The organism is Nocardia sp. Tas62D01 (assembly GCF_055232035.1).
Map to the genome: position 1 here is coordinate 1,962,738 of NZ_JBUYUZ010000001.1, position 14,328 is coordinate 1,977,065.

The window sequence follows — 14,328 nt, forward strand, 5'->3', positions numbered from 1 at the left end:
CTCGGTTCGGCTTATGCGGCTTCTCGCAGGAACTTATCCACGTATGTCCATGTGGTGTCGCGGGCGGTCGGCCCGGCGAGGATGCCGAGGTGGCTGCCCGGGGCCATTTCGTAGCGCACCGACGGTGCGCCACTGAGGGTTCGGGTGCCCGCCCGCACGGCGGCCGCCGGGGGTTCGCTCGGTCCGCCGACCAGCAGCACCGGCGCGGCCACGTCGGCCAATGCGACGCGGCGCTCGCCGAGCTGCACCACACCGCGGCCGATGTCGTTGTTCAAAATCAGCCGACCCCACAGCTGGCCGTAGAAGCGACCGGGGGTAGCCGGGCATCTCGGCCATGAAACGATCGATCGTCTCCATCCTGGCCAGGGTTTCGCACACCGCGGTCGAGGTCACGATGCCGCTGGTGAGCTTGGCGACCGCGCGCAGTTCCGGCCCCGAAATAGACCACCTCATGCAGTGGTTCGAGAGTGGTCCAGATTCGCCGCGCGAGATGAATTGCCATGTCGCGCAGCGTACGTCGGGTGGGTAGCGCGTGGAAACCAGACTTTTGCGCCGAAATTACCGTGGCGGCAATTCGAACCGTGCACAATATCACGCTACAATCACTGCGGACAACGAGAATTTTCGCCCGACCAAGTGAGTGGAAGACACCATCATGCGGGCGCTGGGGCGAGGTTTTTCGCCGTCCGGGAAAATGTGCGCGCACCAGATCCGCATCACCATTGCGCCGCGCCGATGTCTCCAGGTAGCTGCCGTACGGCACCCACTGACATCAGGCTGTAGCCGGGGTGAGTATCACAGGCGGATACGTGGTCGTCGCGGGCCGACCGGTCCGCCCCACGCCTCGTGCGCGCGTGACGCGATAACGAGGAAGGCACGAACCTGAGCAAGATCACCGTCGAACAGGAACCGGGCTTGGCAGACACACTGCTGACAGCCGAACTGGACGAAACACACTCTGCCCCGACTTTCTCCGAATTGGGCGTGCGCGCGGAAATCGTGCGCGCGCTCAGCGACATCGGAATCGAACGCACTTTCGCTATCCAGGAGCTCACCCTTCCGTTGGCGCTGGCCGGAGAAGATCTCATCGGTCAGGCCCGCACCGGCATGGGTAAGACGTTCGGATTCGGAGTGCCGCTACTGCACCGAATCGCGACCGCGGACACCGGCACCACGCCGCTGGACGGCACCCCGCGTGCACTGATCATCGTGCCGACCCGCGAACTGTGCATCCAGGTCACCCAGGATCTGGAGAACGCGAGCAAGTACCTGAAGAACCATCAGGGCCAGCTGCGTGTGCTGTCGATCTACGGCGGCCGCCCCTACGAGTCGCAGATCGCGGCGCTGCGCTCCGGCGTCGATGTCGTGGTCGGCACGCCGGGCCGACTGATGGACCTGGCCGATCAGGGACATCTGATTCTCGGCAAGATCGGCGTGCTCGTCCTCGACGAGGCCGACGAAATGCTCGACCTCGGCTTCCTGCCGGATATCGAGCGCATTCTCGGCATGGTGCCCACGCAGCGCCAGACCATGCTGTTCTCGGCGACCATGCCTGGCCCGATTATCACCCTGGCCCGCACCTTCCTGACCAGGCCGACGCACATCCGGGCCGAAGAGCCGCACGATTCCGCGATACATGACCGCACCGCGCAGTTCGTCTACCGCGCGCACGCGCTGGACAAGAGCGAGTTGATCGCCCGAATCCTGCAGGCCGAGAGCCGCGGCGCGACCATGATCTTCACCCGCACCAAGCGCACCGCGCAGAAGGTGGCCGACGACCTCGCCGAGCGCGGGTTCTCCGTCGGTGCGGTGCACGGTGACCTCGGGCAGATCGCGCGCGAGAAGGCGCTCACCAAGTTCCGCAAGGGCGCCATCGACGTGCTGGTGGCGACCGATGTCGCGGCGCGCGGCATCGATATCGACGATGTCACGCACGTCATCAACTACCAGTGCCCGGAGGACGAGAAGACCTACGTGCACCGGATCGGGCGTACCGGCCGCGCCGGGCGCGCCGGTGTCGCGATCACGCTGATCGACTGGGACGAGCTGAACCGCTGGGCGGCTATCGACAAGGCGCTCGGCCTCGGGATGCCCGAGCCGGTGGAGACGTATTCGCGCTCGCCGCACCTGTTCTCCGAACTCGGCATCCCCGAGGGTGTGACCGGCATCGTGCGCAAGCCGAAGCCGGAGCGCGACGAGGACGCCGTGGTGGTCGAGCGGCCCGCGCGTGCCCCGCGCAAGCGCAACCGCAGGCGGACTAGGGCCGGTGAGCCGATCGACGCGGACGGCACCACCGACGACACGGCTGCCACCGATGCCGCACCGGCCGTCGACGGCGATGCGGACGAGAACTCCGACAAGCCCGCTCGACGCCGTCATCGCAGGCGCAAGCCTGCCGGGGACGCCGACACCGCCGCGGACAACGGCTCGTGCGACAACGGCAATGCGGACAACGGCAACGGCGGCGCCGACAACATGGGCACCGTCACGGCGGTGAGCACGCCCGCGAACAACGGCGACAACGGCGCCGATGACGCGGACTCTGCCGATCAGCCCGCGCGCCGTCGACGGCGTCGTCGCAAGCCAGCGGGCGAGGCTGCCACCGACAACGGCAATGGCACCGCGGCCGCGGAGAACGCGGCCGCAGCGTGCACCGCGGCCGCTGCGTCGGTCTAGTCCAACGGATCCGTTACTCTCGCATTCGTGCTCGCACCTGAGCGGCGAACGCGCGCCGACATCATCGCCGCAGTCGCGATCGCCGTACTTGTGGTGATCGCGGCGGCCCTGGTGTGGGCGCGCAGTGACGCCGGCGGCACCGAATCGGTGATCGCGGTACACCCCGTGTCAACTCCGGCCGCGGCCGATCAGGTGCCAACGATCCTGCACGAGATGTGGCACGCCCCGGACGGCGCGGCGACCAGGGCACTGGTCGCCGCGGGTTCGGTGATAACCGCCGACGACAGTGCGGTCGTCGGCCGTGATCCGCAGACCGGCGCGCAGCTGTGGCTCTACCGCCGCGATATGCCGTTGTGCGGGGTGGAGTCGCAGTTCGGCACGGTCGTCGCGGTGTACAAGGATCAGCGCGGCTGCAGCCAGGCCACCCTGCTCGCCGGTGAGAGCGGCGCGCGACGCACTGCCCGCAGTAGCTACATGGACCCGACCGTGCGGCTGTCCGTCGACGGCACCTACATACTCGCGCAGGGACCGCAGCGACTGGAGATGTGGCGCTCCGATCTGGTGCGCACGCTCGAATACGGCTATGTCGACGCGCCGGTGAATGTGAAAACCCAACCGCGCAAGGGCTGCACGCTGCTCTCGTCCGCGTCCAGCGCCGCCCGGCTCGCGGTGCTCGAACACTGCCCGGAAGACCCCGCCGACCGGTTGACCATGCTCAACCCGGCGCCGAAGGACAACACGGTGCCCGAGGAGTTCGGCTCGCACGTACTGTCCGGACCCGGCACCGATTCCGCCGACGCGCGCGTGGTCGCGGTGTCCGACAACCGGATGGTGCTCTACCTACCCGGCGCGCCCGCGGCTGCGGGCGCCGAGGCGGCGGCGCCGCGGCTGGCGGTCTACGACGCCAGCGGGAATCCGCTTGTGGTGCATCAGCTTTCCGCGCCGCTGACCGACAAGACGACGACCACCCGGATCAGTTCGGCCTTCTTCGTTTTCACCGGCAACAGCGTGCTCGCGTTGAACGCGAGCACGTTCGACCCGCTCTGGACCGCGCCCAACGCACTGGGCGGGCCCGCGTTCATGGCCGGACGCCTGCTGGTTCCGGTCGCAGGCGGAATCGCCGCACTCGACCCCGCCTCCGGCGCCGAGGTGGCCCGCATCCCGGTGGACCGGCACGGCGCCGACAGCGCCCCCATCTCGCTCGCAGTGCTCGGGTCGACCATCCTGGAACGACGCGGCACCGAGTTGTACGCCCTCGGCTGACCCCGGTATCCGACCTGCTCGACGGCCCTCCCCGGACGCCAGCACCCCCGCGTGGCCCATGATGGAAGTCATGTCCGCACTCGACGACGCCCGACTAGTGCTCCTGCGACACGGCGAAACCACCTGGTCGACCCAGCGCCGCCACACCGGCCGCACCGATCTTCCGCTCACCGAGCGCGGTGAGGAGCAGGCCCGCAGTGCGGGACAACTGCTGACCGAACTGAAGCTGCGCGACCCGCTCATGCTCACCAGCCCCAGACAGCGCGCCGTGCACACCGCCGCGCTGGCCGGGCTCACCGAGACCACCGTCGACGATGATCTGGCCGAATGGGACTACGGCGACTACGAGGGCCTCACCACCGCACAGATACGCGAGACCGTGCCCGGCTGGACCATCTGGACCGGCGCGGTGCCGGGTGGCGAGACCGCCGAGCAGGTGCGCGCCAGGGCTGACCGGGTGCTGGCCTCCGTCGAACCCGCGCTGCCGGACCGGGATATCGTGCTGGTGGGACACGGACACTTCTCTCGGGCGCTGATCGCCCGCTGGGCCGAACTCGACCTCCGGGAGGGTCGCCGCTTCACCATGTCGACCGGCGCGGTCACCGTGCTCGGTTTCGAACACGACGTGCGAACCATCCTGGTGCACAACCTAGTTCCCGCACCGAACGGAGCCGTACTGTGACTCGAACCGGCCAGATCCGCCGCGCAACTCCCGCCGACCTGCCCGCCGTGGTACAGCTCGTCCACGACCTCGCCGAGTACGAAAAGGCCAGTGCCGAGTGCACATTGACCGTCGAACAGCTGCATGCCTCGCTCTTCGGACCAGCGCCCGCGCTGTTCGCGCACGTGGTCGAGGACGAAACCGGTGTGGTCGGCTGCGCCATCTGGTTCCTGAACTTCTCCACCTGGAAGGGTGTGCACGGCATCTACCTGGAGGACCTATACGTCAAGCCCGAGACCCGCGGCAAGGGCTACGGCAAGGCCCTGCTGACCGCGTTGGCCCAGGAAGCGGTCGCCAACGGCTACGGCCGGGTCGACTGGGCGGTGCTGACCTGGAACACCCCGTCTATCGATTTCTACAAGTCGCTCGGCGCCGTCGGACAGGATGAGTGGGTCGGCTACCGGCTCGAGGGCGAGGCGTTGGAAGCGCTGGGCCGCAACGGACAGTAGGACGACGATGCGGGTGAGCGCTCCGACTGTATGGCCGACTACGGCGGACGAAGCGTTGGCGACGCAGGATGAACTTCGACCGTTGGTGGCGCGAAAAACCCTGCCCCGCCACAGTTTCGGACTACCGATTGCCCGAGACCACCAGGCAGGCCGACCAGTTGTGTCGGCAGGCACTGCGCGCCGCAACCACCGCCTGAGCACCGAACGCCGCGGCCGCAGCGGGCTAGTCCTCGATATCGACGCCGTATTCGTGCGCCATCCACCGCGACGAGGGCGGCGCGAACAGCAGTACCAACGCGGCGATCACCACCAACCCGAGCAGCACGCCGAACACCGGCTGATGGGAGTCGGTGAGCAGCGACCAGGTGACCGGCAGCAACAACAGCTGGGCGATCACCGCGATCGCGCGTCCCCACCGCTTGCCGAGCAACAGGCCGATGCCCGCCGCGAGCACCGCGCCGCCGAGAATGCCGAACCACGCCGCCGTGCCGTACCCACTCGCGGCGGTCTGGTCGTACCCGAGCAGCCCACGCACGATCAGCACGATCGCCACGATCACCGCGACGCCGCCCTCCAACGCCACCAGCCCGCCCGCACCACGCACCGTCGTCGGCACTCCGGAACTCTCGCCCTTGTCGCTATCGGCCACGCGCTCAGCCTAAAGGGATGCCGCTCGGTGGCTTTTCAGACCGGCCTCGCAGCCCATTAGGCTCACAACGTGCGGACGTTGCTGATCGTGAATCCGAATGCCACCTCGACCACAGCGGCGACGCGGGATCTGCTGGCGCACGCGTTGGAGAGCCGGACCCAGCTGACCGTCGCACACACCCAGCATCGCGGCCATGCGGCGGAATTGGCGCAGTGGGCTTCCACCAACGAGATGGATCTGATCGTCGTGCACGGTGGCGACGGGACGGTCAACGAGACCATCAACGGCTTCCTGCCGCTGCCCGAGCTGAACGACGGTCAGGCGTGGCTGCCCAGGCTCGGCGTGATCCCGGGTGGGTCGGCGAATGTGTTCGCCAGGGCGCTCGGCATTTCCCCGGATCCGGTGACCGCGACCAATCAACTCATCGATCTGCTCACCCTCGACCGCGACCGCCAGATCAGCCTCGGCCTCGCCGACGACCGCTGGTTTACCTTCAGCGCCGGGGTCGGCCTCGATGCCGAGGTGTGCGCGGCCATCGACGCCAGCCGCGCCAAAGGCCACGCGGCTACCCCAGCGCGCTATATTCGAACAACTGTGCGAGAATTCTTCCGCAGTAAACGCAAGGAACCGAGCGTCCGTATCGAGATCCCGGGACACGAACCGGTGGACGGCGTGCATTACGCCTTCGTAACGAACGCGACACCGTGGACCTTCCTGAACTCGACCCCGGTACACACCAACCCGGGCACGACCTTCGAGACGGGCCTCGGAGTGTTTGCCGTGCGTTCGATGGCGGTGATTCCCACGCTCCTGCTGGCCCGCCAGCTGCTGGCCGCCGACGGAAATCCCAAGTCCCGCAATTTATTTCGTGACGACAATGTTCCGTCGGTGCGGATCGAAGCCGCGACACCCATCGGCCTGCAAATCGATGGCGACTTTATCGGAAAACGCAACATGGTGGACTTCACAGCTGTGCCGAACGTGCTCGATGTCGTCGCTCCGCGCCCTTCCTGAGCACGAAACGCGCGAAAAACATCGGGGTAGTGCTGCGAAAACCGGGTAGAGCGAGTACAAAGGACCGGGCAGGTTCCCCATGGGGGCCTCGATGGCGTGAGCTTCCCCACGGTGCACCGGATACCTATTGACATCTACGGTGTTCGTGAAAGCATTCACAAGCAACCGTGCGGAAACATTCGAGCCGCACAAGTGAACGATCCACAAACCATAGGCGCCCTTTGTGGCGTCCAGCAAAGGAGCAGAGGAATGGACTGGCGCCACAAGGCCATCTGTCGCGACGAGGACCCCGAGCTGTTCTTCCCGGTGGGTAACAGTGGTCCTGCGCTCGCACAGATTGCCGATGCCAAGCTAGTCTGCGCTCGCTGCCCCGTTACCGCCGACTGCCTGTCCTGGGCCCTGAAGTCCGGGCAGGATGCCGGCGTGTGGGGTGGTATGAGCGAGGACGAGCGCCGCGCGCTCAAGCGTCGCAACGCGCGCACCCGCACCCGCACCGTCGTCTGATTATTCGGGTGACCGGCGTTACCGGAGCATTCAGCCCAGCCCGGTAACGCATTCAGCCCGGCACCCCCAAAGGTGCCGGGCTATTTCGTGCCCGCACCCGGTCTTTGTGCCCGCACTCGTCACCCCGGCATTCCCCGGAACCAATCACATTCGCGCATACGGCGTCTCGAACGGATTCCGCGACACCACACGCTAATGCCTAGCGACCAGACCTGCGGCCCAACGGAACTCGCAGCACCGCGTCGGTACCGATATCGGCGCCGGGGTGCAAACCGATGGAACCGCCCAACTCGGCGGTCACCAGCGTGCGCACGATCTGGAGTCCGAGGCGGTCGGAGGATTCCAGGCTGAAACCCGGCGGCAAGCCACGCCCGTCATCGCTGATGATCACATCCAGCCAGCGCGCCGAACGCTCGGAACGGATCGTCACCGAACCGTTCTCGCCGGAATCGAAGGCGTGCTCGATGGCATTCTGCACCAATTCGGTCAGCACCATCACCAGCGGAGTCGCCCGCTCGGCAGAGAAGACACCGAGCGAACCTGCCCTGCGCACCTTGATCCGCGCGGTGTGCACGGTGGCGACATCGGCCATGATCGGCAGCAGCCGATCGACGACCTCGTCCAGATCGACCTCTTCGTCCACCGACATCGACAGCATCTCGTGCACCGACGCGATGGAGGTGACCCTGCGGACCGACTCGGTGAGCGCGACCTGCGCCTCCTCGTTCTCGGTGCGGCGCGCCTGCAGCCGCAGCAGCGCGGCCACGGTCTGCAGGTTGTTCTTCACCCGGTGGTGGATCTCCCGGATGGTGGCGTCTTTACTGAGCAACGCCCGGTCGCGGCGTTTGACCTCGGTGACATCACGCACCAGCACCGCGGCGCCGGCCAATTCGCCGTGCGGGCGCAACACCAGGGTGCGCAGCAGCACGGTAGCCCCGCGCGCCTCGACCTCCATCCGACGTCCGGTCCGGCCGGCCAGCGCCGCCTGGATATCGCCGACCACCTCCTGCGCGTCGAACGGATCGGTGATCAGCGAGCGGGTGGTGACGGCCAGGTCCTGGCCCGCCAGGTCGGCCTGCAAACCCATGCGGTGATACGCCGACAGCGCGTTGGGGCTGGCGTAGACGACGATGCCCTCGGTATCGAGCCGGATGAAACCGTCGCCGGCACGCGGGCTGGAATGCGTGGCGGCCCTATCCTCGATGGTCGGGAAGGTGGCGTCTGCGATCATCTGGCACAGATCATCCGCGCAGGCCAGATACGCGATCTCCAGCGTGCTGCGCACCCGCGAACGCTGCAGGTCGGTGTCCCGGCTGAGCACCGCGATCACATCGTCGCCGCAGCGCACCGGGATGGCCTCGCGAATGGCGTACACCGGATGCGGGTGGTAGACCCCTGATGCCTCGACATCGCTGTCGGCGCGCACGATCTTGCCAGTGGTCAGTGCGTCGAAGACCTGGGGGTGATCGGTATGCAAGGCCAACCCGCCGACTCGATCCTCCGGATGCACGGTGGGCGCCGTCGTCGGACGGCACTGCGCGACACACACGATGTCCGCGCCGTCGGTGATGGGGCCCGCACCAACCCACAACAGCAGGTCGGCGAAGGACAGATCGGCAAGCAGCTGCCAGTCCCCCACCACCCGCTGCAGATGGTCCACGGCGACGCCGGGTAGATCAGTGTGCTCGGCAAGGAGCTCGCTCAGTGTCGCCATGTTCTACATCTACCGCATCGTTCGATCAGGAAATAACCGCGATCAGATCGCCCTGCTGGAGGACCTGCCCCGGCGCGACCGAGATCGAGGTGACCTCGCCCTCGATCTCGGTGAGAACCGGGATTTCCATCTTCATGGACTCGAGTAGCACCAAGGTCTGATCGGTATGCACCTTGTCGCCCACGGCGACCTCCACGGTGAGCACCGTCGACACCATCTCCGCGCGTACTTCCTCAGCCATGACACCCCATTCACTAGTCGGCGCTGTATCCGCTGAAGGTACAGCCAACCACACATGAAACAATGGGCTTCAACAGAAGGGAGACTACCGATGGGTAAGCGTGGTCGTAAGAAGCGCAGCCGCAAGGGCAACGCGGCAAATCACGGCAAGCGCCCCAACGCTTGATCCGTAGCACAACGAAAAACACCGAGCGCCAAGGTCTCCCGTCCGGGAGAACGTGCCACTCGGTGTTTTTTGATGTCCGGGTCGCCCCGGCGCTGGTTCAGGACTCAGCGGCGGGCGTCTCGACCTCGGTGATCGTCACCGAGCGTCGGATCTCGAAGGTCAGCCGGTCGCGCAGCGAGTCCGGCGCGCGGTCGCCACCGCACTTGCGGCTCAGCAGACCCTTGATCTTCTCCTCGATGCCGTATGCCTCGATGCAGGGCGAGCAATGGTCCATATGGTGCTGCAGGCGGGCTCTGGTGGCCGCGTCGCACTCACCGTCGAGCATGAGCCAGACGTCGGCAAGCACTGCCGTGCAGTCGAGCTCCATATCCGGGTCTCGCTCCGTGCTCACTGCTTGACCTCCTGGCGTTCCGCCTCATTGCGGTTGAATCCACGGTCCCGCGCGACATCCGCGAGCAAACCCTTGAGCTGCTTGCGCCCACGGTGCAGCCTGGACATCACCGTACCGATGGGTGTGCCCATGATGTCGGCGATTTCCTTATACGGGAAGCCCTCGACGTCGGCGTAGTACACCGCCATCCGGAACTCCTCGGGCAGCTCCTGCAGTGCCGCCTTGATGTCGTCGTCGGGCAGCGCGTCCAGCGCCTCGACCTCGGCCGAGCGCAAACCCTGCGAGGTGTGCTCGGCGGTGGCCGCCAACTGCCAGTCGGTGATCTCATCGGTCGGGTACTGCGCGGGCTGACGCTGCTTCTTGCGGTAGGAGTTGATGTAGGTATTGGTCAGGATCCGGTAGAGCCAGGCACGCAGGTTGGTGCCCTCCTTGAAGGACTTGAATCCCTGGAACGCCTTGACGTAGGTCTCCTGAACCAGGTCCTCGGCGTCTGCCGGGTTCCTGGTCATCCGCAGCGCGGCGCCGTACAACTGGTCGAGCATTGGGAGCGCGTCCCGCTCGAACCGCTGCGCCAGCGCGGTTTCGTCGACCGCGGCGCCGACCGCACCGTCGGTCACCACATAGTCGTCGCTCGTCACACCTGTCCCTTCGATTGCCGTACCTGCCAAATCTACCGGCAGTGGCATATCGAATGGGAATCGGTCACTCGTGGGCGACGCCCCGGCCCATACCGGATGTTCCTCGACCAGAACGGGCACCCCGACATCTCCTTCACGTCGTGCACAACGCTGCTTGTGTATTCGCATGCAACAGACAACGACCCGACTGTGTTCCCGTGGCAACATCCCGGCACCGAAAAGCGATTGCCGACCGGGTGCGGGCCGCAACTAGGGTGTCGGCATGGCAGCAGCCTCGACCCCCGCGATCCGCACCCTGGCCAAGGCCGGAGTCGCCCACCGTGTACACGCCTACGCCCACGATCCGCGCGCGGATTCCTATGGCACCGAAGCGGTCGACGCCCTGGCCGCACGATTCGATGTCACGGCGGCACAGATATTCAAGACCTTGGTGATCGAGCTGTCCACCGGGACGTTGGCCGTCGCGGTGTTGCCGGTACCGAACACGTTGTCGCTCAAGGCGGCTGCCGCGGCGCTCGGTGCACCGAAGGCGGCCATGGCCGACAAGGCGAAGGCCGAACGGGTCACCGGTTACGTGCTCGGCGGCATCTCCCCGCTCGGGCAGCGCAAGCTGTTGCCAACCGTCGTGGACACCTCGGCGCTGAGCTGGGATCGGATGCTGTGCAGCGCCGGACGGCGCGGGCTGGAGATCGAACTGGCGCCCGCCGATCTGGTCCGGCTGACCGCGGCGGTCACTGCGCCGGTGATATCGGTGTAATCAACGCGGATTCGTGGCGAATTGTGCGTTACTGGACGGACCAGATTCGTCCGACCCCGAGGATGTGATGCGAAATGTCTCTGCGCACCATGATCGTCTCCCTGTTCGGTGCGCTGGTCCTAGCACTGGGTTCGGGGGCAGTCCAAGCCCCGATGGCAGCCGCCGCTCCGGACCGTCCCTCAGTGACACAGGTCGGTGATTTCCCGTTCGACGGAATGGGCACCGACGACGCGCCGAACAAACAGAGGACCCCGACAAAGGATGAAACAGCCGACAAGGCCGAGAAACTCAGCGGCAGTGTCACCGGCAAGATCATCGACCTGATCGCCAGTGTCATCAAGTGCGGCCTCAATATCGCGACGCCAAGCGTCAAGTGCCAGCTCTGATCCAGCACTAGCGCACACCGGCAGGCCGGGCGATCACAACAGGCTGATCTGCCCGGCCTGTTCCGTGTCCGACGACGCCCCGCCCGAAACCTGGGCCAGCAATTCCGGACCGTTGTTCCGCACGCTGTTGACCAGATCCGGCACCGGCCGCGCGACGATCCCCGATACCGTCTCGGCGCTCGGCGTTTCCAGCAGCGTGGCGGGCGCCGGATGATCCGGATCCAGCCAGGCGTCCCAGTTCTCTCGCGGCATCGGCAGCGGCATCCGATCATGGATGCGCGTCAGATCGCCGACCGCGTCGGTGGTCAGAATCGTGCACGACAGCAGCGGTTGGCTTTCCGGCTGGGACCGATCGCGCCACACCGACCACAGCCCGGCCATGTAGAGCCGGGAACCGTCCGCGGCCGACATGTAGAAGGGGTGCTTGGCCACCTTCCCTTTCGCGCCGCCGAGGGTGTCGGGCTCGACCACCCACTCGTACCAACCGTCCATCGGCACCAGGCACCGCCGGTATTTGACCGCGTCGCGGAAGGACGCGGTAGTCGCCGCCTTGTCGGCGCGAGCGTTGAACAGCGGCTTGCCCTTGACCGGCACGCCCGGCTCGGCGACCTTGGTCCACACCGGTATCAGGCCCCAGCGCATCCGCTGGATGCGCAGCGTCGGATCGTCGTCCGGGTGATCGCGGTCGTGTCGCTCCATCACGGTCAGTACCTGGGTGGTCGGGGCCACGTTGTAGTTGGTGAACCCGCCGGTCCGCGCGTCATTGTCGGTCTGGGTCTCATCGATGGCGTCCAGCTCGACGGCAAGCCGGCCGGGATCGGTGGTCGTCGCATATCGTCCGCACATATCCCAGATACTTCCATCGAGTGCCGACAAAGTCGGGAACAATTGATAGCCGGTGGTGACCGGCTGAGAGTTGTGACATAACATTCTCTCAAGGAATGGTCGTTAACTTCTTCCGTCCGATTCCGACATGCGCACCGACCGGCCACTGCAGACTGGCAAGAGGAGACTCACCGTGACAACCATCGAGACCACCCCGGCGGCGCCTGAATCGGCGCTGACATCGGTCGATCCGGCCACCGGAGAAGTCATCGGCACGCACCCCATCGCCGACGAGGACGCGGTGCGCGCGGCCGTCGCCAAGGCCCGCACCGCCGCGGCGACCTGGGGCGCGCTGAGCTTCGACGAGCGCCGCAAGCACCTGCTGCGCTGGTCGACTCAGCTGGTCACGAGTTCCGACGAATTCACCGCACTCATCCACAAGGAGAACGGAAAGCCGCTCGACGACGCCTTCCTGGAATTGATGCTCGCGCTCGAGCACATCGCCTGGGCGGCCAAGCACGCCAAGAAGATCCTCGGCCCCAAGAAGGTATTCCCCGGCGCGCTGATGTCGAACTTCGCGGCCCGGCTCGAGCAGCGCCCGCTCGGCGTCGTCGGCGTGATCGGACCGTGGAACTACCCGGTCTACACGCCGAACGGCTCCATCGCCTACGCGCTCGCCGCGGGCAACACGGTCGTATTCAAGCCGAGCGAATTCTCCACCAGCATCGGCAATTTCCTGTCCGATGCCTTCAAAAGGGCGAATCCGGAACTGCCGGAAGGCGTTTTCGAGACCATCAACGGTTACGGCGCCACCGGCGCCACGCTGGTCAAGTCCGGGGTGGACAAGATCGCGTTCACCGGGTCCACCGCCACCGGCAAGCGGATCATGGCCGCCGCCGCCGACTCCCTCACCCCGGTGCTGCTGGAATGCGGCGGCAAGGACGCGGTGATCGTCGCGGGCGATGCCGACGTGAAGGCCGCCGCCGACGCGGTCGCCTGGGGCGCGACCTCCAACAGCGGCCAGACCTGCGCCGGTGTGGAACGGGTGTACGTCGACCGTTCGGTGCGCGACGAGTTCGTCGCCGAGGTCAAGCGGATCCTGAAGGACATCAAGCCGGGCTCTGGCACCGGCGCGCCGTATGGCCCCATGACCATGCCGAGCCAGATCGACGTCGTGCGCCGCCACATCGACGACGCGCTGAAGAACGGCGGCACCGCCGTACTCGGCGGCCCGGAATCGGTGCAAGGGCCGTTCATCGAGCCGGTCGTGCTCGTCGACGTGGACGAGAACTCCGAGGCCGTCGCCGAGGAGACCTTCGGCCCGACCGTCACCATCCGCACCGTCGACGGCGTTGACGAGGCGGTCGAGCTCGCCAACAACTCCAAATACGGCCTGTCCTCGGCGGTCTACTCGAAGCAGAACGGCCTGGAGATCGCGCGCAGGCTGCGCGTCGGCGCCACCTCGGTCAACTCGGTGCTCGCCTTCGCCGCCATCGCCGGACTGCCCTTCGGCGGCGTCGGCGATTCCGGCATCGGCCGCATTCACGGCGAACCCGGCCTGCGCGAATTCTCCCGTCCGCACTCGATCGCGGTGCAGCGCTTCGCAATACCGGGCATGGCGCTGCTGAGCTACTCGCGCAGCAACTCCACCATGAAACTGCTGCGCAAGGTGGTACCGATCCTGCACGGCAGGAACAAGTAGACCGTCGCTTCGACGCCGTCCGTACACCGGTCGACGTCCGGCTTGCGACTAAAACGCAACCACAACGCGCGAGTCTCAGGAGCGCCGTTCGCGGCCCGGCTCGCGTGCGAAGGCGCGGCCAGTTCGATACAGCCGAGTGGCCGAAGCGCATGCGACGAAGTCGCTAGTCTCGGCTGCTCGGACGCGAGCCACAAGGGGCCCGCGAACACGCAGCGCCGTAGGCGTCACAAATC

General features: G+C 66.4%; 18 protein-coding genes. 11 read left to right on the plus strand and 7 right to left on the minus strand.

Annotated elements, in window-relative coordinates:
• Positions 1–11: 11 nt before the first annotated feature.
• Entirely contained in the window at positions 12–275 is a 264-nt protein-coding gene (locus ACV7NQ_RS09620) for a hypothetical protein (RefSeq protein ID WP_463359306.1), read from the minus strand.
• A 59-nt stretch (positions 276–334) separates the two neighbouring features.
• Here ACV7NQ_RS09620 and ACV7NQ_RS09625 point away from each other — a divergent pair, with 59 nt between their 5' ends.
• The 5 genes from ACV7NQ_RS09625 to ACV7NQ_RS09645 all read left to right on the plus strand — a co-directional run bounded on the left by ACV7NQ_RS09625 (position 335) and on the right by ACV7NQ_RS09645 (position 5,109).
• Complete coding sequence (locus tag ACV7NQ_RS09625; protein WP_463359307.1) at positions 335–529, plus strand: hypothetical protein; 195 nt, start codon at positions 335–337, stop codon at positions 527–529.
• Between the two features lie 386 nt (positions 530–915).
• A complete protein-coding gene (locus tag ACV7NQ_RS09630) occupies positions 916–2,676 on the plus strand; it encodes a DEAD/DEAH box helicase (RefSeq protein ID WP_463359308.1) in 1,761 nt (586 codons plus the stop codon).
• 27 nt (positions 2,677–2,703) lie between these two features.
• Positions 2,704–3,939, plus strand: coding sequence for an Rv3212 family protein (locus tag ACV7NQ_RS09635; protein WP_463359309.1), 1,236 nt, complete (start codon positions 2,704–2,706; stop codon positions 3,937–3,939).
• Positions 3,940–4,009: 70 nt separating this feature from the next.
• Positions 4,010–4,621: an acid phosphatase gene (locus tag ACV7NQ_RS09640; protein ID WP_463359310.1), complete on the plus strand. Its 612-nt coding sequence runs from the start codon at positions 4,010–4,012 to the stop codon at positions 4,619–4,621.
• Positions 4,618–5,109 (plus strand): N-acetyltransferase family protein, encoded by a 492-nt coding sequence (locus tag ACV7NQ_RS09645; protein WP_463359311.1) that lies wholly within the window; start codon positions 4,618–4,620, stop codon positions 5,107–5,109. The genes ACV7NQ_RS09640 and ACV7NQ_RS09645 overlap by 4 nt, the downstream gene beginning before the upstream one ends.
• Positions 5,110–5,332: 223 nt before the next feature.
• On the opposite strand, the gene ACV7NQ_RS09650 is transcribed toward ACV7NQ_RS09645, so the two are convergent.
• Entirely contained in the window at positions 5,333–5,758 is a 426-nt protein-coding gene (locus ACV7NQ_RS09650) for a hypothetical protein (protein WP_463359312.1), read from the minus strand.
• Positions 5,759–5,827: 69 nt separating this feature from the next.
• Here ACV7NQ_RS09650 and ACV7NQ_RS09655 point away from each other — a divergent pair, with 69 nt between their 5' ends.
• Positions 5,828–6,772 carry a diacylglycerol/lipid kinase family protein gene (locus ACV7NQ_RS09655; RefSeq protein WP_463359313.1) on the plus strand — a complete coding sequence of 315 codons (945 nt, stop codon included), beginning with the start codon at positions 5,828–5,830 and terminating at the stop codon, positions 6,770–6,772.
• A 249-nt stretch (positions 6,773–7,021) separates the two neighbouring features.
• On the plus strand, positions 7,022–7,276 hold the full coding sequence (locus ACV7NQ_RS09660; protein WP_011211115.1) for a WhiB family transcriptional regulator: 255 nt from the start codon (positions 7,022–7,024) through the stop codon (positions 7,274–7,276).
• A 199-nt stretch (positions 7,277–7,475) separates the two neighbouring features.
• Here ACV7NQ_RS09660 and ACV7NQ_RS09665 read toward each other — a convergent pair whose 3' ends face one another.
• Together ACV7NQ_RS09665 and ACV7NQ_RS09670 are read right to left on the minus strand one after the other, a co-directional pair.
• The gene (locus ACV7NQ_RS09665; RefSeq protein WP_463359314.1) at positions 7,476–8,990 is read right to left on the minus strand and encodes a sensor histidine kinase; all 1,515 of its coding nucleotides are present in this window, start codon (positions 8,988–8,990) and stop codon (positions 7,476–7,478) included.
• 25 nt (positions 8,991–9,015) lie between these two features.
• Positions 9,016–9,231: a biotin/lipoyl-binding carrier protein gene (locus ACV7NQ_RS09670; protein WP_463359315.1), complete on the minus strand. Its 216-nt coding sequence runs from the start codon at positions 9,229–9,231 to the stop codon at positions 9,016–9,018.
• A 90-nt stretch (positions 9,232–9,321) separates the two neighbouring features.
• Here ACV7NQ_RS09670 and ACV7NQ_RS09675 point away from each other — a divergent pair, with 90 nt between their 5' ends.
• Complete coding sequence (locus ACV7NQ_RS09675) at positions 9,322–9,396, plus strand: 50S ribosomal protein bL37 (protein WP_022597109.1); 75 nt, start codon at positions 9,322–9,324, stop codon at positions 9,394–9,396.
• Positions 9,397–9,493: 97 nt separating this feature from the next.
• Here the strand turns inward: ACV7NQ_RS09675 and rsrA are convergent, their stop codons facing one another.
• Complete coding sequence (gene rsrA, locus ACV7NQ_RS09680) at positions 9,494–9,763, minus strand: mycothiol system anti-sigma-R factor (RefSeq protein ID WP_463365598.1); 270 nt, start codon at positions 9,761–9,763, stop codon at positions 9,494–9,496.
• Positions 9,764–9,783: 20 nt separating this feature from the next.
• Complete coding sequence (locus ACV7NQ_RS09685) at positions 9,784–10,473, minus strand: sigma-70 family RNA polymerase sigma factor (RefSeq protein ID WP_463365599.1); 690 nt, start codon at positions 10,471–10,473, stop codon at positions 9,784–9,786.
• Between the two features lie 214 nt (positions 10,474–10,687).
• Between ACV7NQ_RS09685 and ybaK the strand changes: the two genes are divergently transcribed.
• Positions 10,688–11,182 (plus strand): Cys-tRNA(Pro) deacylase, encoded by a 495-nt coding sequence (gene ybaK, locus ACV7NQ_RS09690; RefSeq protein ID WP_463359316.1) that lies wholly within the window; start codon positions 10,688–10,690, stop codon positions 11,180–11,182.
• Between the two features lie 74 nt (positions 11,183–11,256).
• The gene (locus tag ACV7NQ_RS09695) at positions 11,257–11,568 is read left to right on the plus strand and encodes a hypothetical protein (protein ID WP_463359317.1); all 312 of its coding nucleotides are present in this window, start codon (positions 11,257–11,259) and stop codon (positions 11,566–11,568) included.
• A 33-nt stretch (positions 11,569–11,601) separates the two neighbouring features.
• On the opposite strand, the gene ACV7NQ_RS09700 is transcribed toward ACV7NQ_RS09695, so the two are convergent.
• Positions 11,602–12,414: an SOS response-associated peptidase gene (locus ACV7NQ_RS09700; RefSeq protein WP_463359318.1), complete on the minus strand. Its 813-nt coding sequence runs from the start codon at positions 12,412–12,414 to the stop codon at positions 11,602–11,604.
• A gap of 127 nt (positions 12,415–12,541) precedes the next feature.
• Here ACV7NQ_RS09700 and ACV7NQ_RS09705 point away from each other — a divergent pair, with 127 nt between their 5' ends.
• Positions 12,542–14,095 carry an aldehyde dehydrogenase family protein gene (locus tag ACV7NQ_RS09705; RefSeq protein WP_463359319.1) on the plus strand — a complete coding sequence of 518 codons (1,554 nt, stop codon included), beginning with the start codon at positions 12,542–12,544 and terminating at the stop codon, positions 14,093–14,095.
• Positions 14,096–14,328 lie beyond the last annotated feature (233 nt).

Coding starts and splice junctions, on each gene's coding strand:
- ACV7NQ_RS09625 (WP_463359307.1), top strand. CDS start 335: ATGAAACGATCGATCGTCTCCATCCTGGCCAGGGTTTCGCACACCGCG.
- ACV7NQ_RS09640 (WP_463359310.1), top strand. CDS start 4,010: ATGTCCGCACTCGACGACGCCCGACTAGTGCTCCTGCGACACGGCGAA.
- ACV7NQ_RS09660 (WP_011211115.1), top strand. CDS start 7,022: ATGGACTGGCGCCACAAGGCCATCTGTCGCGACGAGGACCCCGAGCTG.
- ACV7NQ_RS09665 (WP_463359314.1), bottom strand. CDS start 8,990: ATGGCGACACTGAGCGAGCTCCTTGCCGAGCACACTGATCTACCCGGC.
- ACV7NQ_RS09670 (WP_463359315.1), bottom strand. CDS start 9,231: ATGGCTGAGGAAGTACGCGCGGAGATGGTGTCGACGGTGCTCACCGTG.
- rsrA (WP_463365598.1), bottom strand. CDS start 9,763: ATGGAGCTCGACTGCACGGCAGTGCTTGCCGACGTCTGGCTCATGCTC.
- ACV7NQ_RS09685 (WP_463365599.1), bottom strand. CDS start 10,473: ATGCCACTGCCGGTAGATTTGGCAGGTACGGCAATCGAAGGGACAGGT.
- ybaK (WP_463359316.1), top strand. CDS start 10,688: ATGGCAGCAGCCTCGACCCCCGCGATCCGCACCCTGGCCAAGGCCGGA.
- ACV7NQ_RS09695 (WP_463359317.1), top strand. CDS start 11,257: ATGTCTCTGCGCACCATGATCGTCTCCCTGTTCGGTGCGCTGGTCCTA.
- ACV7NQ_RS09700 (WP_463359318.1), bottom strand. CDS start 12,414: ATGTGCGGACGATATGCGACGACCACCGATCCCGGCCGGCTTGCCGTC.
- ACV7NQ_RS09705 (WP_463359319.1), top strand. CDS start 12,542: ATGCGCACCGACCGGCCACTGCAGACTGGCAAGAGGAGACTCACCGTG.